The organism is Fictibacillus sp. 18YEL24 (assembly GCF_015903855.1).
GTDB lineage: Bacteria > Bacillota > Bacilli > Bacillales > Fictibacillaceae > Fictibacillus > Fictibacillus phosphorivorans_C.
Genome location: NZ_JACZDT010000002.1, coordinates 396154 through 416150 on the forward strand (window position 1 = coordinate 396154; position 19997 = coordinate 416150).

Consider the following 19997-nt stretch of genomic DNA (forward strand, 5'->3'; position numbering starts at 1 on the left):
TAGTCCGAGGAAAGCCAATAAATACAAAATATTATCTCCTGCTAATTACTCAAAAAGTTGAGAGGTAAATGCTAAGATGCTAAAATCCATTAAATTTAAGTTAATTCTTATTTATAGTTTGATTGGACTTATTATTGTTGTTTTTCTTCCAATTGGCAGAACCGGAGCAGATTCTAGTACTCCAGAAATAAAGATTGATATTCTTCCAGAAGCAGTACTTTTTGATATTGAAAATTTCAAACCCGGTGATTGGGCGCCGCGTGATCTTACTATTCAAAACAATGGTAATCAAGATTTTTCATATAATATGAAGGCTCAAATGAAGTCTGGTTCTGAGAAGCTTTACAATCAACTTCTTTTAAAAGTGGAAGATCGCACAAATCTGCTATTTGAAGGAAAACTGAAAGATTTTAAAGGGTTAAATCCTCGCCCACTAGCCAGTCTTACAGAGGAAAAATTAAAAGTGACGGTAGAATTTCCGTATGAATCTGGCAACGAATTTCAAGGGTTACAGACGATCGCCGAATTTATTATTTATGCAGAAGGCCAAACTACTCCACCGGACCCACCAGATGATGGAGACCCACCAGATCCACCAGATGACGGAGACCCGCCAAATCCGCCAACCGATACTAATAACCCGCCGGGATCGAACGAACCACCAAGCACAAACAAACCGCCAAATGGTTCGACACCTACGAAACCAGTGGAACAACCAAGTAAAGCTACTGGATTATTGCCGCAAACTGGCGAAGAGAATCCAATGTTTACCATTTTATCAGGGTTTTTCATCTTCCTCGCTGGAATAGGGCTGTTGTTGGTAAAGATGTCGGTTCTTCCAAATCCTTTTAGAAGAGGGTAAGTGATGAAGTGGCTCGCGTATCTCATGATTGCTCTTGGGTTATGTACCATGATTTATCCAAAAGCCAAAAGTATGTATTACACGTATCAAGAACAACAACTGTTGGAGAGTTGGGAAGAGGATGATGATTATTCTGTCATTCAACAGAGCTATCAACAGCTGGATGATACTTTCTTAGATAATAAAAGTCGACAGAAGAACACTGTGGAATCTCCAGAAATGAAGAATGGAATCGTAGGAAAACTAGAAATCAACAGTATTCAATTAACGATACCCATTATGGAAGGTGCCTCCCAAGCTAATTTAAAAGTAGCAGCCGGGCAATTAACAGGCACCTCACCAATTGGGGAAGCGGGAAATACCGCAATAGCGGCCCATCGAAGTTACACATATGGTAAGCAGTTTAACCGACTTACAGAAGTTGAAGTGGGAGACCCGATCATAATAGAAACGAACAGCAAAAAGCTCATTTATAAAATGATAGACAAAACGATAGTGAAGCCAGACGATCTGTCCGTGTTAAAGCAGAATGGAACAGAAAGCATACTCACACTAATTACATGCCATCCTATGAAAAATCCGACACACCGCTATATCGTTAGAGCTGTATTGGAAAAAGAGGAGGTCTTCTAGCAAAGGAAGTTGGAAGTCATGAGTGGAAAGATTGGCAAACAAATTAAGAGGTTACGCTTAACCCAAGGTCTTAGTCTGACAAAGCTTGCGAACCGTGCTGGAATATCTAAAGGCTATTTAAGTAGCATTGAAAGTCATAAAGCCAACCCATCTGCGCATATGATACAGAAAATAGCTAAAGTGTTGGAGGTACCGGTGGAACAACTTCTTAATACACAGATGGAGATTCTTGATCCAGAATGGGTAGATCTTTTTAAACAGGCGAAGAAATTAGGAATAGATAAAGAAGACATTCGTACCTTTTTAACCTATGAAACGTGGAAGTCCTTAAAAGAAGAGGTGTAAAACGTGATTCGCTTAGAGAATGGCTTGTACATCTGCCATCTAAATGGTTACACACTAAAAGTTGTTTACTTAGGAAGTAATGTTTGTGCGATTTACTTGGATGATCAATTTCAAGGTAAAGCACAGTTTGATTATGTGAAAAAAAAGTTGAATCAAATGGAAAAGCGATGGGATACGTCTAAGGTTATTCATTATCAATATCGAGAGTTAACTCCTATGCATAACTATAGAGTTTAAGGATTTCAATCGTCCAACTCATATAAAAGAGTCGAGCCCTTCCATAATGGCGTGACTCTTATTTTTTATGTGTAAATACAAAAATGCCCAGATGATTGAACAAAATCATCTGGGCGTCAATAATCTTATTAGCCATTTACTACTTTACCACCATTAATGTGAATCATCTGACCTGAAACATAAGAAGAATCTTCACTCGCCAGATACACATAAGCAGGTGCAAGTTCTTCTGGCTGGCCAGGACGACCCATCGGTGTGTCTTTACCGAACTGTTCTACTTTATCTGCAGTAAAAGTAGAAGGGATGAGCGGTGTCCAGATCGGACCTGGCGCAATACCGTTCACACGAATGCCCTTCTTCACAAGGTTATTCGATAACGAACGAGTGAACGATACGATTGCACCTTTTGTCGACGCATAATCGATCAACTCTGGATGACCTTGATACGCCGTAATGGATGCAGTATTAATGATTGAACTTCCTTGCTTAAGATGAGGAAGCGCAGCTTTCGTTAGATGGAACATGCTAAATATATTGGTGCGGAATGTTTTCTCTAGTTGTTCCGCTGTAATATCTTCAAAATTTTGCTGTGGATGCTGCTCAGCGGCGTTATTCACGAGAACGTCCAATCCGCCGAACCAACCAACTACATCGCGAACGGTTTGCTCGCAGAACGATTCGTCACCGATATCTCCGCGAATTAACAAACATTTTACGCCTTCTTGCTCGATCTGTGTCTTCGTTTCCTCTGCATCACCAGATTCTTCGAGATAGACCACTGCAACGTTCGCACCTTCTTTCGCAAAAGCAATAGCGGCTGCTTTACCGATTCCGCTGTCTCCGCCCGTGATCAGTGTGGATTTTCCTTTTAGCTTTCCGCTGCCTTTATACGTCGGACTCTCCGATTGCGGCTTAGGTGTCATTTCAGATTCTACACCGGGCTGGTGATTTTGATGCTGTGCGGGTTGACCTGTTGGATGCTCTTGATTAGACATATACAATAATCACTCCTTAATATTCTTCATAACTCCTTTCTTCCCATCTCACAATGGAATAAACATCGTGGCATGCTTTCTAATATTTTTTTCTTATGTATGCCTCTTTTTCGGTTTTCTAATCCATCTATAGGATGAGTCAATTAAAGAGAGGAAGAGAAAAATGAGAGCAGGGAATATTTATCAATTCAAAAGTATGAGCAAATTTCAAAGTGTAGGGGAGTTCAACCAACATAAGGACCTTTTTCTTCATCAAAACCCTGATCTATTCACGAGATCCGAATACATAGCGTTCGAAGTATTGAGTCAGTACAGTGTTGTCGTGCCAGGAGTGGCTAATGCTAAAATTGCTACACTGGTCGCAGCGTGCTCTAAAAAGCAAGGCGGAATTTCAAGAGCAACCTTTATGAGAATGCTTAGAAAAGCCAAATCAACAGGCTTCCTTAAAGTTCACAATACATACAGAACAAGCGGGTGACTAGCTCATAATATTTTTGTTTTTCACCCAATTGACGCACCTACTGAAACGAAATTGATACATCGCGACACACCACAGAACCCTTCACAGAGTAAGGCTGAATGCACTAAAACCATTCCCGAATTTATAAATCTCTTATCAAATCTAGAAAGCAAAGATCAAAACATACGTCAGGAAAAGAACGTTAACATCAGCACACTATCCACATTTAATAAGCCTCAACTTCAAGACTTCGACCACACCTTCGTGCCGAGTAATGTTCCATTAGACTTTATTCAAACTGTGAAACCGTATTATGATCGTGCAGACGAGATCTACACTTTCTGGCACAAAGCGATCATCGCTTACAAGAAATTCAACTTCACAACACCCCTCGAGAAGCTGACATCAACAATCATCGAAGCTTTCAAAATAACGATCTTTCTTTACAAAAAACGAAAAATCAAAACGAGCTTTACACAATACTTTTATGGAACACTCAGCGGGATGTTCAGCGCGGAAAAGAGGATGGAACATGCTGCCTATAACCCGAGACCACAATACAACTGGTTAAATCAAGGGTAGACTCATTGCCTCAAAAAAAATAACAGATACAAAAAGTAGTTTGTGTTTCATCACAAGCTTACCTTTCTTCCTTTCTTCATCTGCTTTTTTATCTTTTTAGGTAAAGGCACATACGTAATATTGGTTTTCATAAAGAGATATTTGTGAAAAAACTTTACTGACAAATAGGCATTGAATAGTGTGAGGTACGAATACATCGTTAAAGGGATAAAAATTGATAGAACGGGATTTCTTCTAGCAAAGTATCCGAAAATCATATAGCCAATACTAAAAAGGATGATAATAATGAAGTCCCGTTTAGGATGCAATTTTTCTTCTCCAAAGTCATTGTGAACTGATGAGAACTTTTTAACTTGATAGCGAATCTGTTGCGCAATAAATAAGATAAGCACGATTAAAGACACAACGAAGGAAAGAGGAGATGTAAAGTTACAAACAAGATAAAATAATTTTTGAACGATGACAAAATGACAAAAGGAACTTACGGCACCTAAACTGGCTATGAAGAGTATGGGTTCGAATAATAGGTATTCCGTCTTTTTAAATAGAATCGTAATTCCCCAAACATTGATCGCAGCCATAAGTGGAACGGTAATCCAAAGAGTAGGTGGGTGATAAGGCACAAGTAGAAATAATACGGTTAGGAAATCCAACAGAATAAAGGTGAATCCGAAAACAATAAATTTACTATTATCCATAAAGTTTAGATGATTTTTAAATCTACTAGGTAAGTTTCTACATTTAATAGAACTGTCTATTTTCAATATTATTCCTTCTTTCTGCGTCAGTGTTATCTTTCTACAATGAACTACAATTATGTCATTTACTCTATTCTGATTCTATATTTTACCATTTTAGTTAAACTGTAACACATGAATAAAAATTTTTTTAATTGAGCATTAGCTAGGGAACAAAATGTTCCTCCTCACAAAACAAATGTAGCCGCAACAAAGGTCGCTGCGCCCAGATAGTCTATTCGATAGTCTTTTATATAGAAAAAGAACCAGTATAACATCCACTGGTTCTCCAAGTTATTTCCACTTCTTCATTTTATCCGTACTTCTTCAGCTTCTGTGCGATCAATAGTTTCAAATTCGCCTTCATGTTTAACAATGAAAAAGCTGTTAGCTTGCATTTTTCTTCCATAGGTTAGTTCATACCCATCATCAATGTTACACAATTTTAAATGGTGAACGGTAGAAAGGCTGCAAATCAAGTGGACCGTTCACAATGTTTTCAAAGGTTCTTAAGCTATTTTCAAATAAGCGTTTTTCATCAAATTTCATTGAACAGCATAACAAAAAACCAGACCCTGTAAAGGTCTGGTTCAAGTTACCTGTTATTCAAATATTCTCTTAAAAGGGTTTGTACTCTTTCCTTTTCCATATCCTCCACAATTCCATAATACGTTCCGCCAATCATCTTTCCAGAACTTTTGATTTCAGTAGACTCTATGTTATGTCTTGCTTCTTTATAGTTCTTCTGAATATCTTTCATCTCTTGGAACGTCATGTTCGTCTTTACATTATCACCTAGGATATCAAGGATATCATCAAACTTAGTAATAGAAGAAACACGTGCACCTTTATCGATGATAGAAGTAATGACTTGGCGTTGGCGATCATTACGGCCAAGGTCTCCTTTAGGATCGTCGTATCTCATACGTGCGTATGCAAGAGCTTCATTCCCGTTCAATTCTTGAGTTCCTAAAGGAAAAGAATATTGTTCTACCTTAAATGCACGGTTGTTTGTAACTTCAACGCCACCAACTGCATCTACAATCTGCTTAAACGATTCCATGTTTACTTTTACATAATAATCGATAGATGTATCTAAGAAGTTCTCTACTGTATCCATGGCCATCTGAGTTCCACCAAACGCATAGGCGTGGTTGATCTTGTCGTCTTTCCCTTTACCGATAATCTCTGTTCGTGTATCACGAGGGATGCTAAACATGAGCATCTTATTTTCTTTCGGATTGACCGTTATAGAGATAATTGTATCTGATCGACCGCTGTCTCCTCTTCGTTCATCTACGCCTAGAAGTAAAATAGAAATCGACTTTAATTCTTCTTTATTACCTGTTACAACAGGTTTAAGGTTATCCGTTTCTACTTTCTCATGCATTTGATTTACTGCATCTTTTGCTGAACCATAGAGGTAGTAGGCATATCCACCTATGCTAACTCCAGCAACAACAAATAATATGGCTAGTATTTTAAAAAACTTCTTCATGTATTTAATCTCTCTTTCCATTTGAAATTGATAAAAAAAGTATACCATGTCAAGGATCTAAATTAACTAATTAAGTACATGTTGTAAAAATTATGTAGCCGTATGATTGGGAAGTTTGAAACTGTTATTCTACTCTTTAAAAAACCAAATTCTAGCAGGTGGACCTATTACAAAGATTAAAAGAACTTAAAAATTGACGCTATTAATACTGCTATAAATAACATCTAAACCATCCCAATTAATCATAATTATTTTACCTATTTTATAAATATAGCCATAAAGCGATCACTCCAATATTAAGGAATCATCAAGTATTACGGATGTCCGGGTGAAGAAGGTGGATCCGGAAAAACGTATATGGTTCGAGAAGGGTTGTTCCATGACGTAGACTGCGCTCTAACTTGGCATCCCGGTTCATTTTCCGGAATATTCTCTCTATCGACTCTTGCCAACTATCAAGTATATTTTAAGTTCAAAGGCAAAGCCTCTCATGCAGCGAACTCTCCCCACTTAGGAAGAAGCGCATTGGATGCTGTTGAGCTCATGAATGTAGGCGTGAACTACTTACGAGAACACATCATCCCCGAAGCTAGAGTGCATTACTCCATCACGAATACAGGTGGCTTTTCACCGAATGTGGTCCAGGCAGAAGCAGAGGTTTTGTATTTAATCCGCGCACCTAAAAGCCTGAGGTCAAAAGCATTTATGAGCGAGTTGTAAACATCGCAAAAGGTGCCGCACTCATGACAGATACACAGATGGAAATTCGGTTTGACAAAGCGTGCTCCAATTATATACCTAATCATGAACTCGGAACGGTCATGCATCAGAACTTAGAGAAGTTTGGATTACCGGTGTATGAGGAAGCTGAGCGGGAGTTTGCGGTTGAAATCTATGAGCAGATCACAAAAGAAGATAAGGAAAACACAATAAATGAGATTGAGAAGAGTTCAGGTGTGTCGGTTACTGAAGAGGGTCCTTTTTTAACAAAAGTGATTCCCTATCAGAAAACAAAAGAAGTACTGTTCGGCTCTTCCGATGTTGGAGATGTAAGCTGGGTGGTTCCCACTGCTCAATTCTGGGGAGGAAGTTTTGTGTTCGGAACTCCGTTGCATTCGTGGCAGCTGGTCGCGCAGGGAGCAACAGGAATTGCACACAAAGGGATGCTTCAAGCTGCGAAAACACTGGCGGGAACAGCGGTTGAGATTTTATTGGATGCAGACATTTTAGAACGTGCCAAAGGTGAATTTGTTGAGAAACGGAGAGGGTTGGATAATGAATGTCCTATTCCTAAAGGGGTTACACTTTCTCCATTAAAGTGAGGAATATATTGTTTAGCTCTGCCTAAGGATTTTTGGGTGGGGCTTTTGTTTTGGGGAGGAAGTTAGGGGTGAGGTGTTTTTGCTTAGAATATGGTGGGTGGTGATGACTCATAGAAGTGGTGTAACGACCCATAAGACACTTAGTTTGACCCATAGAAAAGAGGTAGACTCATAGGATTTGTTGTTTGACTCATAGAAACGCTACGAAGAAACACCTCAATTCTGAATTATGAATTGAGGTGTTTAAATTAAAGGACAAACCACTAAAGCTCCGAAATATAAGTGATTACACCTACGATAATTAAGAAGTATAAAATAGTAGAAATAATAACTAAAACCCAACCCGAAACTTTATGCTGAGTCTTAATAAGGAAAATTCCCAAAGTCATTAAGCTAAAGAAGAATCCTAGTAACGCCCAAAGCCAGGGGTTCTTGTTGTATTTCCGTGCATTTCTAGCTAAATAAATCGTAATAAAGATGGAGATGATAAATCCTAATAATATTCCCATGTTAATGTTTCTCCTTTTAATTGTCTAAGTTATTTGAAAGAATACCATCAGGGTTTGATCCTATGTATCCTCCACCTTGTGTTGTATTTGTGGCTTCACCGATAATTTTCACAGTGTGTCGACTACTCCGCCAGCCGCTTTTCCCAATCTTTAAGAATCCTACATAACAAAAAACTACTTAAAAAGGCTGTAGGTTTATAACCCGTGGCTTTGCGTCCTCACTTTTCAACAATTTTCCCTTTATATGGATATTAAGTATGCTTTCATCCTACCATATTTGGTAAAATATACAATATAAAACATAGAAACGGGTCTTTATAAGTAATGACCTGATAGCATTGCAAGTATTTAGTCATGAATTAATAATTAATCATTTGTTAAACAAGGAGAATTTTCGTTTGCCGAGACAATCTAGAATGAGGTTAATGTGAGGGTGAATGGAATGTTCGGTATCGTATTAACTAAAGGATTAACTTTATTATGAATTTATAATTCTACTATTTACAAACTCATTAATTATTATTCTGCAAACAATAGTAAAATCTGAAATCTAACAGGGAGCTGAAGTTATGCCATGCCCAATTTCAATATACAAAAATAAAGATTTGTTATATCAAGCAGCTAATATACAGGAAGCTGCAGGATTTTTAGCAGAACATCTCAATACAACCAAGTATAAATGCTACGATCCAATTGAGCGTGGTTATGTATAAAATATTCCTTACCATGTTTCTAATAGTGAATACCGCTTTGTAGCGCCTAAAGAAATGGCTGTTAATCGCAGAGAGGAACTTGAGGAAAGAGGACATAAAAATGCTCGTCGGGTATGGTTAGTGCCGGCAAATGCTGATGAATACGACTTGGAGTGTGCATTTTATCAACATGATGTATTACACTGGAAACGCTCTTTTAATTATGAAGAAGGAGACATTTTATTTATTTACGTTTCTGGTCATATTCAGCAAGTGCGTTATAAAGTAGAAGTAATTAAGGGGATAGTTAGTCCTAACGAAATTAACTTTGATGATCATTTCTGGATAGATAAAACGAAGTACCACCAATCAAAGGATTGGAATTATACGCGTATTCGTTTACTAAATAAATCAAATGACGAAGGATTGTCTTTTAATCAGTTACGTGAACACGGCTTAAAAGGAAATATGCAAGGGTCAATGAAGATTACTGGAGATCTTAGGAATTATATTATGTCATTTTTTAAAGGTGATTTAACAAATGAACTATATCCTGACGAAGTACCATTAACGTTAGAAGAAGGAAAGCGTAGAGAAGTTAGTGTAAATGTTTATGAAAGAAATCCATTAGCACGAAAAAAGTGTATCGACTACCATGGGGTTAATTGTAGTATTTGTGATCTTAATTTTAAAGAAATGTATGGAGAAGTCGGAAACGATTTTATTCATGTGCATCACATTGTGCCGCTTCATCAAATCAAACAAGACTATGTAGTAGATCCTCAACATGATTTGATTCCTGTATGCCCAAACTGTCATGCTATGCTTCATCGAAAAGAAGAAGTAAACTATTTATCTATCAATCAGCTAAGAGAAAGAGTAGAAAACCTTAAATTTACATCGACTAGATAAAATATACTTAGGATAATGATTACGAGCACTAGAGATAAAGAGCAAGAAGTGGAAAAGATTATACTTAAAATCGAAGAATACTGAGGGATATCAACAAGGTTTGGAAAAATAAAGAAATAGTCTGAAAACAGGAGGGCAAGAAGGTTCTTCTGTTTTTTTTTTTTTTGAAAAAAGTGGTGAAAAATCCATTAATCATTTAGGCATAATTTAGGTGATTTTACGAAACCTTAGCTATAATTGAACGTATGAAACTTATAAATAGTAAAGATTAATGTTCGAAAAAGATAGAGGGTTTTTTATGACATTTACACGAAAGAAAAAAATAGCAAAACTTATCTTATGGGGAGTCTTATTATCGCTGCCATTATGGCTGCTTACCATATTAATAGTGGTCACCATATGGATTATCTTCTAATGGAGAAAAGACGAAGGCGAATCATATTACGTTAAGAGCAACTGAAAATAAGGTTGCTCTTTTTTGTGGTGTTCTTTGAATTAGGTACAGCTATAGGGAAGGAAAGTACATATCTTTATATCAGTGAACAAAGTTTTGCATTCTCTAACAGCTATTAATAAGCAGCTATAATGCTCAGTAAAAAGATGCTCGTCATACAAGACGAACACCTTTTTAATATATTTGCTTTTAAGATTAATTGATTAGGACACTCTTTTTTACTGGAGAATCCTCATCAATTGGAAAATGGCAGGCGCTGTAATGGTTGTTATGGCTACGAGAAGTGAGTATTGGTTCTTCAACCTTGCACCTATCTTGGACTTTCCAGCAACGCGTTTGAAAGCGACAACCATTAGGTGGATCTGCTGGTGACGGAATATCGCCTTCTAGAATGATCTCTTCCTTGTCATGCTTCAACCATGGCTCTGGGTCGGGAACTGCAGATAATAGTGCTTTCGTATAAGGATGAGTAGGTGATTCGAAAATATCTTCACGGTTGCCGGTTTCAATAATTTTACCTAGATACATCACTGAAATTTTATTACACAAATGGCGTACAACTGAAAGGTCATGAGATATAAACAAATATGCGAGTCCGAGTTTATTCTGTAAGTCTTGAAGTAAATTTAATATTTGAGCTTGAACAGATACATCTAGTGCTGAAACAGCTTCATCACATACTAGAAGCTTTGGCCGAAGAGCGAGAGCACGTGCGATACAAATGCGTTGCCGTTGACCACCGGAAAACTGGTGAGGATAATTGTGAGCACTGTTAGGATTCAATCCAACGAGTCTCATCATTTTTGCAACTTCTTTGTCCCAGTCTTTTTTGTCCACGATTCCAGGATGGATCAACCAAGGCTCTGTAATAAGATCTTTAACACGCATTCTTGGGTTTAAAGAAGCATCAGGATCCTGAAAGATCAATTGGATGTCTTTTCTTAATTCTTGCATTTCTTTATTAGTTATCTTGGTGAGATCTGTACCTTCAAAAAGGATGCTACCACTTTTGGATTTTTCAAGACCAAGGATCGTACGGGCAACCGTAGATTTCCCACATCCAGATTCTCCAACAAGCCCCATCGTATCGCCAGGATAAATGTTAAAACTCACACTAGAAACAGCTTGCACTTCGGAAGTCGTACGTCGAAAAATGCCAGTCTTGACCGGGAAAGAGGTAACGAGGTCGCGCACTTCCAAAATAGGCTCGCTATTAGATTGATTCATCATTTAACACATCCTCTGCAAAATGACATGCACTTTTACGTCCCGGCAATATCTCCAATAAAACAGGCTCTTTTTGTCGGCAAAGTTCTGTTGCCATAAAACAACGTGGATGAAATGCGCAACCAGTTGGTGGATCAGCTAAATTAGGTGGTAAACCTTCAATTGACTTTAGACGCTCACCATTTTGCGTGGATGAAGGAATAGAAGCCATAAGCCCAACAGTATACGGATGTGCAGGATTTCTGAAAATCGTTTCAACTTCTCCAGTCTCTACGATATGACCAGCGTACATGACAGCGACCCGATCAGCATTTTCAGCAACAACCCCTAAATCATGTGAGATCAAAATTAATCCCATATGATTACGATTCTGTAGATCTTTTAATAGGCGCATGATTTGTGCCTGAACCGTCACATCGAGTGCAGTAGTTGGTTCGTCCGCGATCAATAATTTTGGATCCATCGCTAGAGCAAGGGCAATCATAACGCGTTGCTGCATCCCTCCTGAGAATTGATAAGGATACTGTTTATAGCGATTTTCTGCATCTGGGATTCGAACTAACTTCATTAACTCAATCACACGTTTTTCTGTTTCTTTTTTTGAAAGATTTTTTCTTTTTCGAAGAGCTTCACCAATTTGATACCCTACTGTTAAAACAGGGTTCAATGCACTCAAAGGGTCTTGAAAGATGATCGAAAGGCTCTCGCCATACAATTTACGGCGTTCAGCTTCTGACAGCTTCACGAGATCTTTACCCTCAAATAAAATCTCTCCTCCTGAGATGACGCCACCAGGTTTGGGGAGCAATCCCATAATAGCTAAAGCTGTAGCACTTTTTCCGCTTCCGGATTCACCTAATATCGCTACTGTTTCTGCGCGATAGACTTCTAAAGAAATATCATTCACTGCTTTTGCCACTTTTTTTCGTGAATGGAATTCTAAAGAGAGGTTTCGCAGCTCAACAAGTGGTTCACCGCTAAGTAGTTTATTTTTATCCTGGGATGCTTCAGTTGTTTTCATAAGAAACCTCCTTACTTACGTGTTATTCGATCGATACTTTATGAAAATTTGGAGCACCCGTCGGACTAGCTTCTAACCCCTTAACGTTCTTACGTACAGCATAGATTTGCTTTAACTGTAACGGAAAAATACCAACTGCATCGTCCCAAATGATCTTGTTTGCTTGATCGTAATAGTCTTCACGTTCAGAAGCATCTGTGGACTGTTTAGCTTTAAGAAGCAACTCATCTAACTTTTTATTTTTGTAGCCGTTACGATTAGCTTCTGAAATATATAATCGACCTAATGTGTAATCTGCGTCTCCACTAATTACGACGTTTGTTTGTAAATCCATATCCCAATCGAGTGCGGTTAGCTTTTCGATCCACTCCGCTCTTTCTAATTGATCTGGTTTAACTTTTACGCCAATTTTATCCCAGTAAGAAGTCATCGCCTTTTGAAGCTCGAGGATTTGTGGACCAGAACCTTTACTCCACATCATGCTAGTTTCAAAACCATTCGGATAACCTGCTTCTTTTAATAACTCTTTTGCTTTTTCTGGATTATACTCGTATGGCGTTTGTTCAGAAAAACCAAAAACAGATGAAGGGATAGGGGCTTGCATGACTTCGGCTGTGTCACCGTATAAGTCTTTCACGATCGCTTCAGTATCAAGAGCATGCCACATAGCTTTACGTACACGAACATCATCAAATGGTTTTTCACCACTGTTGAACCAGTTGAAGTAGTAATAGTAACTAGCAGTATCGACGATGTTAATCTTATCGTTCTGTTTTAATTGACCGATTAAATCGGATGGAATCGTCCAAGTTGCATCAATCTCACCCGTCTCAACAGCAGTCATTCTTGCTGCGTTTTCAGGAATATTCATGATTTTTAACTTAGTAAGTTTAGGGGCTCCATCCCAGTAATCTTTGTACCCGGTCAAATTCAAGTCTTGTTCAGGTTGGAAAGAATCTACTTTAAACGGTCCACTGCCAATCGGTTTTCGGAAGAAATCTTCTCCAGTTGCTTGGTCTGCTGGTGTAATGAACAATAATGTTAAGTTATAAAGCATATTTCCAAGAGGGGTTTTTGTTTTTATCGTTATCGTTTTATCATCAGTAGCCTGGATGGAATCCAGTTGAGCCCATAACACAGTTAGTGGTGATTCTTTACGTTCTACTAGTTGATCGAGTGAAGCTTTAACATCTTTTGCGGTGAGTTTCGTTCCGTCATGGAACATAACATCAGTGCGCAGCTTAAATACCCAAGTATTTTCATCGGGTTGTTCCCACTCAGTAGCTAAGCTGGGGGTAAAATCATCCCCATCTTTCTTCACAAGCGTGTCGTAAATTTGTGTAGCCGCTAAGATGGTAGGTGGTTCTCCATGAGTGGAACCATAAGGGTCTAGAGAGATAATGCCTAGATCATTCGCTACGGTTAACTCCTGTTTTTTCTCACTCTTTCCATCGGATGAACCTTCATCTGAATCACCACTGATTCCCGCGCATCCTGAAGCAACCAAGATCAACATACATAAAGAGATGAGCGATAGGTACCACTTTTTCATAAAAACCCCTCCAATATATTAATTATTTAAATATGGGTCAGATTCATCTCTCAATGTATCTCCCAAAAATCCAACACAAACAACTAATATTGCTAAGGCGATACCAGGCATGACTGAAATCCACCAAGCCGTACTAATATAATCACGACCAAGAGAAATCAGTAATCCCCATGAGGCATTGTCTGGAGGTGTACCTAAACCTAAAAAGCTAAGTGAAGCTTCAGAGATTATGACTAATCCTATCTGTACGGTTACGACGACTAACAGTGGTGATAAACAAACAGGTAGGATGTACTTTGTTAGAATTCGTAGATGTGACGCACCCACGACTCTGGCAGAGTCAACAAAATCTTTATTTTTAGCGGTAAGAGTTGCACTGCGTACCACTCTAGCAAAAGTTACCCAACGTGTAATAGAGAGTGTAATAATGACATTTGTAACACTCGGTCCTAAAACGCCTGCGATTAATATAGCTAATAGAATCGTTGGAAAAGATAGCTGAATATCTGCTATACGCATAATAACCGCATCTACCCAGCCACCAAAATAGCCAGATAGTAATCCAAGGACTACACCAATACCTCCTCCTATTAAAACGGTTGCCACCGCTACAGAAAGAGAGATTCTTGCACCATGTATGATCTGAGCCAAAACATCTTGACCAAGTTGATCTGTTCCTAGCCAGGATATTTCATCACCAATCTTTGAACCAGGTGGTAGTACCCGATTGGCTGTATCGGTATTGACCGGGTTGAAATCTATGATCATCGGCCCAAAAATGGCAGTGAGTACAAATAATAAAACGGGAAGGCTAAGTAAGACGATCTTCCAGTTGATCTGCTTTTTAAAAGAGGGTATAAACTCACTCTCATTACTTATGACAGTTTTTACATTCACATCATTCATGATGATTCCTCCACAGTAACCCTTGGATCAATGTAGCCATACAGAATGTCTACTACAAGATTGAGGATGATATAAATAACGGCAATCAAAGCAACGGCAGCCTGAACGACTGCATAATCACGATACAAAATGGAATTGATTAATAGACGACCGATTCCTGGCCAAGAAAATACAACCTCGATAATGATAGCGCTACCAATAAATTCACCCAATAATAATCCTAATACGGTAACCACGGGAATGAGAGCATTGCGAAGTACGTGAATGTACAGGATGAAATTTTGCTTGAGTCCCTTTGAGCGGGCTGTTTGAACATATCCTTGTCTTAATTCTTCTAAGATCCCGCTTCGTACAAGTCTAACGATCATCCCGATGAATGGTAGGCATAATGTGAAAGCAGGCATTATAAGATGCCAGATTGAACCTGCTCCAGCACTTGGTAAGATCCCAAGAATCCTTGAAAAAATCAAAATTAACACAATACCTACCCAGAACGTAGGAAGAGACTGTCCAAATAAGGAGATAAAAGAAATCAACTTATCAGCGAACCCATTCGGTTTGCGTGCGGCTTGAATACCAAGGGGGAAACTAATGAGAATGGCGAATAAAATAGCTGTAAACGCTAATGTTACGGTGAACGGCAGCCTTTCCATAACGTGTGAAATTGCGGAACCACCTAGTCTAAAAGATTCACCAAAGTCAAAACGAACAGCATTCAGGATGAATTCTCCATACTGTACAATGAGCGGTTTGCTCAGTCCAAGAGATTCTTTTAACGATTGTATCTGTTCGGGAGTGGCGTTACTCCCTAGCATTACGGCGGCAGGGTCACCTGGTATAATTCGAACCACTGCAAAGATAATTGTAATAGCCCCCCAAATTACAAAGAGCGAATAAATGAATCTTCGGATCAAATATGTGGCCAAAGAGTTCAGCTCCTTTCTATAACTCTACTTATTCACCCAAAGAAATGAATACGTTACCATTTTATTAATGACTAAATATTATTAATCTTCTGAATTCTATTGTCAGATTTACACAACCTCCTAACGTAATATTGAATTTATGATATTCGTGTTCGTTTGTGTTTATATGTGTTCATAATAAAGAGTTATTTTATTATTTGTCAACACAAACAAACAAAATAATGCGAGATTAATCATTCTATACGATGTTTTGAACTCTATATTCAGAAGGACTTATTCCCATAACTCCTCTAAATACACGACTAAGATAGAATCCATTCTCATAGCCGCATCGTTCAGCGATTTGTTCTAAAGTTAAATTAGTGTCGATGAGGAGGCGAGCCACTTTTAAAATGCGTAACCTTTTTACAAACTCGGATGGTTTCATGTGAAATTCTCGTTTGAATCGGCGGGAAAATTGTACAGGACTCAAACCCACTAAATCAGAGAGCTCACGTAAATTAAATTTTGAATAGGCGTTATTCAACAACCATTCATAAGCTTCATTCATTAAAGGATCTCCAGAATAAGTGTGATATAGATACTCGTTTGGGTGCAGCTCTTTATCCCATTCATTACAGAGCATCTGCCAAATATCATTGAGCATATGTTGCTGCTGTGTATACTCCTTCGGATCATTCGTTAATTGATAGTTGTGTAAGTAATTAATATCTGAGTCTAATCGTAATCGGTCTGAAAGTGTAGTTTTAAAGCGAGGTAATTTAAACTGGTTTAACTTTAAATCTTCGTCTATTTCAAAGCTAATAAAATGTAGTGCAATGGGTGTTCCAATTTTTCTACGGAACGTGATGCCTGGTGGACAAACTAGTATATCACCGGGTTCAACTGTTCCAACCTCCTCTTGAATTTGATAATCAAAGCTCCCGCTATCGATCATAAACATAATCCAAGAATCATAGATATCCTCATTCATTACGAAATTTTCTTTGCGTTCAAAATAGGTATACGACAGCAGTTTTAACGAACATACCCACAAATATCTTTTATCCAATCTCAGCCCCCCTCTTTTGAGTAAGTGAAATAAAATATATGTGCAATGTTACATTAGTGCATGTTATAAGTCTAGTAGCAAATTTATAATGAAATAAATTAAAGTAACTGTTTAATTAAGGAAATTAAGAACGACTTGTTTTGGAATAAGGTAACCAATAAGCGGACAAAGGAGCTCTTATATGAAACTAGAAACCGTTCAATCAGATATTACTGTTGTAGGGGGAGGGTTAGCTGGAGTTTCAGCAGCTATTTCAGCAGCAAGACTCGGAAAAAAGGTAGCACTCGTTCAGAACAGACCTGTACTTGGGGGAAACTCTAGTAGTGAAATTCGCGTTTGGGTTTTAGGTGCAACTGGTCTAGGGGTTAACCGTTATGCTCGTGAAACAGGAATTATTGGTGAGATGTTAACGGAAAATCAATTCTTAAATCCTGATGGGAACCCATACTACTGGGATCTCGTCGTGCTTGAAGCAGTAAAGAGAGAACCGAATATTCACCTTTTCCTAAACACAAATGTGTATGAGGTTGAGGCAGATGGAGATGAAAATGACAGGAAGATTCGTTCTGTAACGGGGTTCATGATGGGATCAGAACGCAAGCTCCGTTTTGAAAGTCCGATGTTTTTGGATTGCTCAGGTGACGGGTTTGTTGGTTTTCTTGCAGGTGCTAAATATCGTATCGGTCGTGAAGCCTATGATGAGTTTCAAGAAGAATGGGCGCCAGAGAAATCCGATAATATCACGCTCGGGAGTACGATGTTTTTCTATACAAAAGATGCAGGCCATCCGGTGAAATTTGTTGCGCCAAGTTTTGCTCAAGATATTACAAAGACAGCAATTCCGATGAAGCGAGTATTCAAAGCGGGCGACAATGGTTGTTATTATTGGTGGATCGAGTGGGGCGGAGAAGCCCACCTAGACACACTTTATGATAATGAACATATTCGTGATGAACTGTGGTCTGTTATTTATGGAATCTGGGATTATATCAAAAACTCAGGAGAGTTCGATGCAGAAAACATGACCCTAGAATGGGTGGGGAGTGTTCCAGGGAAGCGGGAATATCGCCGTTTTATTGGGGATTATATTTTAACTCAGAACGACCTTTTAAATCAGAAACAATTCGATGATAATATCGGATTTGGAGGCTGGTCCATCGATCTACATCCACCAGAAGGTATGTATGCAAGCGAGTATATCTCAAAATTATTCTGCACAGATGGGAATTTCCAAATTCCGTTTAGAAGTTTGTATTCAAAAAATGTCAGTAACCTGATGTTTGCTGGTCGAAACATTAGCGCTACTCATGTTGCTTTTGGTGCCACTCGAGTTATGGCCACGTGTTCTGTTATGGGTGAAGCAGCAGGTGCAGGTGCTGCTTTAGCGGTTGATAAAGGGGTTACCCCTAGAGATATTTATGAAAATCATATAACCGAATTACAACAAAAACTACTTTGGAACGATGCGGCCATGATCGGTGTAACCTATGAGGGTGACTTGACTGTAGGTGCTACGGTTGAAGCGTCTAGTCAACTAACCTCCTTGTCATTGCCAGTATCAAAACAAACCATGCAACTAACAAATGATATTGCGTTTGTTGTGCCAGCCAACCCTAAGATTACGAAGGTTGATCTTTTAGTTGATGCTAAAGAGGATACGGAAATTAAAGTCGAGCTGTGGGACACAGGACGCCTAGAAAATTATATCCCAGGTGAGCAACATGCAAGTGATACCGTTCGAGTTCCAAAAGGGGAAAAGAATTGGGTGACTGCTGAACTTTCTTGGACACCAGATTCGCCTCAAAATGCCTTTATCATTATACGTGAAAATGATGCTGTTTCTATACATCAGTCATCAGAACCTCAAACAGGAACACTAGGTTTTGTCCGAGAAAAATCAGCAAATATCTCAAGGTTGCTGCAAGCCATTGATAATAATCAGTTGATTGTACAATGGAGCCAAAAACCTATTGGTCGCGATCATTTCTGTATCCGTTTACACGATGAAACGAATGCGTTTATGCCAGAGCAAGTAGTTAATGGATATCTACGTCCTTATGGTGGTCCTAATATGTGGTCTTCATCCGAATTGCAAGATGGGAAGGAAGAATGGTTAGAAGTCAAGTTACCTGAAACAAGAACGATTTCTGAAATACAGCTAATCTTCAATAATGATGTGAATGAGGATTTAAATAATCTCCATGACAAACGGACACCTTTTGAAGCATTTCCTGAACTAGTGAAAGACTACAGAATTGAAGCGTTAGAGAATAACGAGTGGAAAGAAATCGTTGTAGAGAAAGACAATCATACACGAAGAAAGCAATATCAGTTGAGTGAGCCGATTCATACCGATGCTGTGCGATTAGTGATTCAATCGACGAATGGCTCCCGTTTTGCAGAAGTTGTTGCAATACGTTTAAAATAATTACTTCTTAAATGGCTTAGATAGAATTTTATCTAAGCTTTTTCCGAGTTTCTACTATTATATAGTGACTCGTAGTTAGTTTGTTATTTTGTGCGATTAGGTGCCTTATTCTAAAATTTACATTCACTATAATTAAACAGATGTTTAAAATTACAAATAAAGGTTATTCATTATTACAACTAGAAAGGAGAATGTCAATGTTCTTCAAGCACAATAAAAAGATCAAGCGGAGAAATGTTAATATTGCTTGTTGGTGTACCTTTATCGTATGGGCAGTGTTGTTGTTAATTAATTCGTTTTTTGAATTTTTACTAGATAGAGAGCTTATTACGCATTCATTTACTATTTTAGTTGTTGGTCTAGTCGTGTTTTTTGTAGTTGAAGCATTCTTAAATATATATGATAGAAAGTCGGAACGATCTCGAAACTTATGAGAAAGGGGTTAGATCCATGCTGAACATATTTATTCTCTTAGCGTTTATACTTGCAATGGGTTATAACACCTATGTCAAAACGACTTTTTCTCTTGTTATAGTGTTGGTTATTGCAGCTATAGGGATCATCTACAGAATTTATAGCGCGAAGAATAAGAATATAAATAGCTAAAGAAAATCTCTAATAACAGGGATTTTTTTAATGGAAAATAAC

At 38.3% G+C, this 19997-nt stretch carries 20 protein-coding genes; 10 read left to right on the forward strand and 10 right to left on the reverse strand.

Features of this window, described 5'->3' with window-relative positions; genetic code table 11:
- Positions 1 to 76 precede the first annotated feature (76 nt).
- The 4 genes from HU823_RS07470 to HU823_RS07485 are packed head-to-tail and all read left to right on the forward strand — an operon-like array spanning position 77 to position 2077.
- The gene (locus HU823_RS07470; RefSeq protein WP_197221637.1) at positions 77 to 862 is read left to right on the forward strand and encodes an LPXTG cell wall anchor domain-containing protein; all 786 of its coding nucleotides are present in this window, start codon (positions 77 to 79) and stop codon (positions 860 to 862) included.
- 3 nt (positions 863 to 865) lie between these two features.
- On the forward strand, positions 866 to 1495 hold the full coding sequence (locus HU823_RS07475; protein ID WP_197221638.1) for a class D sortase: 630 nt from the start codon (positions 866 to 868) through the stop codon (positions 1493 to 1495).
- Positions 1496 to 1513: 18 nt separating this feature from the next.
- Positions 1514 to 1840, forward strand: a complete 327-nt coding sequence (locus HU823_RS07480) for a helix-turn-helix domain-containing protein (protein ID WP_197221639.1) — start codon at positions 1514 to 1516, stop codon at positions 1838 to 1840.
- Between the two features lie 3 nt (positions 1841 to 1843).
- Positions 1844 to 2077, forward strand: coding sequence for a hypothetical protein (locus HU823_RS07485; protein WP_197221640.1), 234 nt, complete (start codon positions 1844 to 1846; stop codon positions 2075 to 2077).
- A gap of 128 nt (positions 2078 to 2205) precedes the next feature.
- On the opposite strand, the gene HU823_RS07490 is transcribed toward HU823_RS07485, so the two are convergent.
- Positions 2206 to 3072, reverse strand: coding sequence for an SDR family oxidoreductase (locus tag HU823_RS07490; RefSeq protein WP_197221641.1), 867 nt, complete (start codon positions 3070 to 3072; stop codon positions 2206 to 2208).
- A 163-nt stretch (positions 3073 to 3235) separates the two neighbouring features.
- Here HU823_RS07490 and HU823_RS07495 point away from each other — a divergent pair, with 163 nt between their 5' ends.
- Positions 3236 to 3550, forward strand: coding sequence for a hypothetical protein (locus tag HU823_RS07495; protein ID WP_197221642.1), 315 nt, complete (start codon positions 3236 to 3238; stop codon positions 3548 to 3550).
- 54 nt (positions 3551 to 3604) lie between these two features.
- On the forward strand, positions 3605 to 4114 hold the full coding sequence (locus HU823_RS07500) for a hypothetical protein (protein ID WP_197221643.1): 510 nt from the start codon (positions 3605 to 3607) through the stop codon (positions 4112 to 4114).
- Positions 4115 to 4164: 50 nt separating this feature from the next.
- On the opposite strand, the gene HU823_RS07505 is transcribed toward HU823_RS07500, so the two are convergent.
- On the reverse strand, positions 4165 to 4878 hold the full coding sequence (locus tag HU823_RS07505; RefSeq protein WP_197221644.1) for a hypothetical protein: 714 nt from the start codon (positions 4876 to 4878) through the stop codon (positions 4165 to 4167).
- A gap of 568 nt (positions 4879 to 5446) precedes the next feature.
- Positions 5447 to 6349 carry an LCP family protein gene (locus HU823_RS07510; protein WP_231607327.1) on the reverse strand — a complete coding sequence of 301 codons (903 nt, stop codon included), beginning with the start codon at positions 6347 to 6349 and terminating at the stop codon, positions 5447 to 5449.
- Between the two features lie 525 nt (positions 6350 to 6874).
- Between HU823_RS07510 and HU823_RS22390 the strand changes: the two genes are divergently transcribed.
- On the forward strand, positions 6875 to 7069 hold the full coding sequence (locus HU823_RS22390; RefSeq protein WP_231607328.1) for a hypothetical protein: 195 nt from the start codon (positions 6875 to 6877) through the stop codon (positions 7067 to 7069).
- A 23-nt stretch (positions 7070 to 7092) separates the two neighbouring features.
- Positions 7093 to 7671, forward strand: coding sequence for a hypothetical protein (locus HU823_RS07520; protein ID WP_197221646.1), 579 nt, complete (start codon positions 7093 to 7095; stop codon positions 7669 to 7671).
- Between the two features lie 263 nt (positions 7672 to 7934).
- Here the strand turns inward: HU823_RS07520 and HU823_RS07525 are convergent, their stop codons facing one another.
- Positions 7935 to 8180, reverse strand: coding sequence for a hypothetical protein (locus HU823_RS07525; RefSeq protein WP_197221647.1), 246 nt, complete (start codon positions 8178 to 8180; stop codon positions 7935 to 7937).
- Positions 8181 to 8947: 767 nt separating this feature from the next.
- Here HU823_RS07525 and HU823_RS07530 point away from each other — a divergent pair.
- On the forward strand, positions 8948 to 9784 hold the full coding sequence (locus tag HU823_RS07530) for an HNH endonuclease (RefSeq protein ID WP_231607329.1): 837 nt from the start codon (positions 8948 to 8950) through the stop codon (positions 9782 to 9784).
- Positions 9785 to 10433: 649 nt separating this feature from the next.
- On the opposite strand, the gene HU823_RS07535 is transcribed toward HU823_RS07530, so the two are convergent.
- The 6 genes from HU823_RS07535 to HU823_RS07560 form a co-directional block, all read right to left on the reverse strand.
- Positions 10434 to 11468, reverse strand: coding sequence for an ABC transporter ATP-binding protein (locus tag HU823_RS07535; protein WP_197221648.1), 1035 nt, complete (start codon positions 11466 to 11468; stop codon positions 10434 to 10436).
- The gene (locus HU823_RS07540) at positions 11452 to 12486 is read right to left on the reverse strand and encodes an ABC transporter ATP-binding protein (protein WP_197221649.1); all 1035 of its coding nucleotides are present in this window, start codon (positions 12484 to 12486) and stop codon (positions 11452 to 11454) included. Before HU823_RS07540 ends, HU823_RS07535 begins: the two co-directional genes overlap by 17 nt.
- A 22-nt stretch (positions 12487 to 12508) precedes the next feature.
- A complete protein-coding gene (locus HU823_RS07545; protein ID WP_197221650.1) occupies positions 12509 to 14038 on the reverse strand; it encodes an ABC transporter substrate-binding protein in 1530 nt (509 codons plus the stop codon).
- Positions 14039 to 14056: 18 nt separating this feature from the next.
- Positions 14057 to 14944, reverse strand: coding sequence for an ABC transporter permease (locus HU823_RS07550; protein ID WP_197221651.1), 888 nt, complete (start codon positions 14942 to 14944; stop codon positions 14057 to 14059).
- The gene (locus tag HU823_RS07555) at positions 14941 to 15870 is read right to left on the reverse strand and encodes an ABC transporter permease (protein ID WP_197221652.1); all 930 of its coding nucleotides are present in this window, start codon (positions 15868 to 15870) and stop codon (positions 14941 to 14943) included. Before HU823_RS07555 ends, HU823_RS07550 begins: the two co-directional genes overlap by 4 nt.
- A 238-nt stretch (positions 15871 to 16108) precedes the next feature.
- Positions 16109 to 16921, reverse strand: a complete 813-nt coding sequence (locus HU823_RS07560) for an AraC family transcriptional regulator (protein ID WP_197221653.1) — start codon at positions 16919 to 16921, stop codon at positions 16109 to 16111.
- A 181-nt stretch (positions 16922 to 17102) separates the two neighbouring features.
- On the opposite strand from HU823_RS07560, the gene HU823_RS07565 reads away from it, so the two are divergent.
- Positions 17103 to 19349 carry an FAD-dependent oxidoreductase gene (locus HU823_RS07565; protein WP_197221654.1) on the forward strand — a complete coding sequence of 749 codons (2247 nt, stop codon included), beginning with the start codon at positions 17103 to 17105 and terminating at the stop codon, positions 19347 to 19349.
- Positions 19350 to 19997: the final 648 nt, after the last annotated feature.

Bases quoted from the DNA above. Each gene is read 5' to 3' on its own strand.
- HU823_RS07470 (WP_197221637.1), top strand. From the start codon at position 77: ATGCTAAAATCCATTAAATTTAAGTTAATTCTTATTTATAGTTTGATT.
- HU823_RS07475 (WP_197221638.1), top strand. From the start codon at position 866: ATGAAGTGGCTCGCGTATCTCATGATTGCTCTTGGGTTATGTACCATG.
- HU823_RS07480 (WP_197221639.1), top strand. From the start codon at position 1,514: ATGAGTGGAAAGATTGGCAAACAAATTAAGAGGTTACGCTTAACCCAA.
- HU823_RS07490 (WP_197221641.1), bottom strand. From the start codon at position 3,072: ATGTCTAATCAAGAGCATCCAACAGGTCAACCCGCACAGCATCAAAAT.
- HU823_RS07495 (WP_197221642.1), top strand. From the start codon at position 3,236: ATGAGAGCAGGGAATATTTATCAATTCAAAAGTATGAGCAAATTTCAA.
- HU823_RS07510 (WP_231607327.1), bottom strand. From the start codon at position 6,349: ATGAAGAAGTTTTTTAAAATACTAGCCATATTATTTGTTGTTGCTGGA.
- HU823_RS07520 (WP_197221646.1), top strand. From the start codon at position 7,093: ATGACAGATACACAGATGGAAATTCGGTTTGACAAAGCGTGCTCCAAT.
- HU823_RS07525 (WP_197221647.1), bottom strand. From the start codon at position 8,180: ATGGGAATATTATTAGGATTTATCATCTCCATCTTTATTACGATTTAT.
- HU823_RS07530 (WP_231607329.1), top strand. From the start codon at position 8,948: ATGGCTGTTAATCGCAGAGAGGAACTTGAGGAAAGAGGACATAAAAAT.
- HU823_RS07535 (WP_197221648.1), bottom strand. From the start codon at position 11,468: ATGATGAATCAATCTAATAGCGAGCCTATTTTGGAAGTGCGCGACCTC.
- HU823_RS07540 (WP_197221649.1), bottom strand. From the start codon at position 12,486: ATGAAAACAACTGAAGCATCCCAGGATAAAAATAAACTACTTAGCGGT.
- HU823_RS07545 (WP_197221650.1), bottom strand. From the start codon at position 14,038: ATGAAAAAGTGGTACCTATCGCTCATCTCTTTATGTATGTTGATCTTG.
- HU823_RS07550 (WP_197221651.1), bottom strand. From the start codon at position 14,944: ATGAATGATGTGAATGTAAAAACTGTCATAAGTAATGAGAGTGAGTTT.
- HU823_RS07565 (WP_197221654.1), top strand. From the start codon at position 17,103: ATGAAACTAGAAACCGTTCAATCAGATATTACTGTTGTAGGGGGAGGG.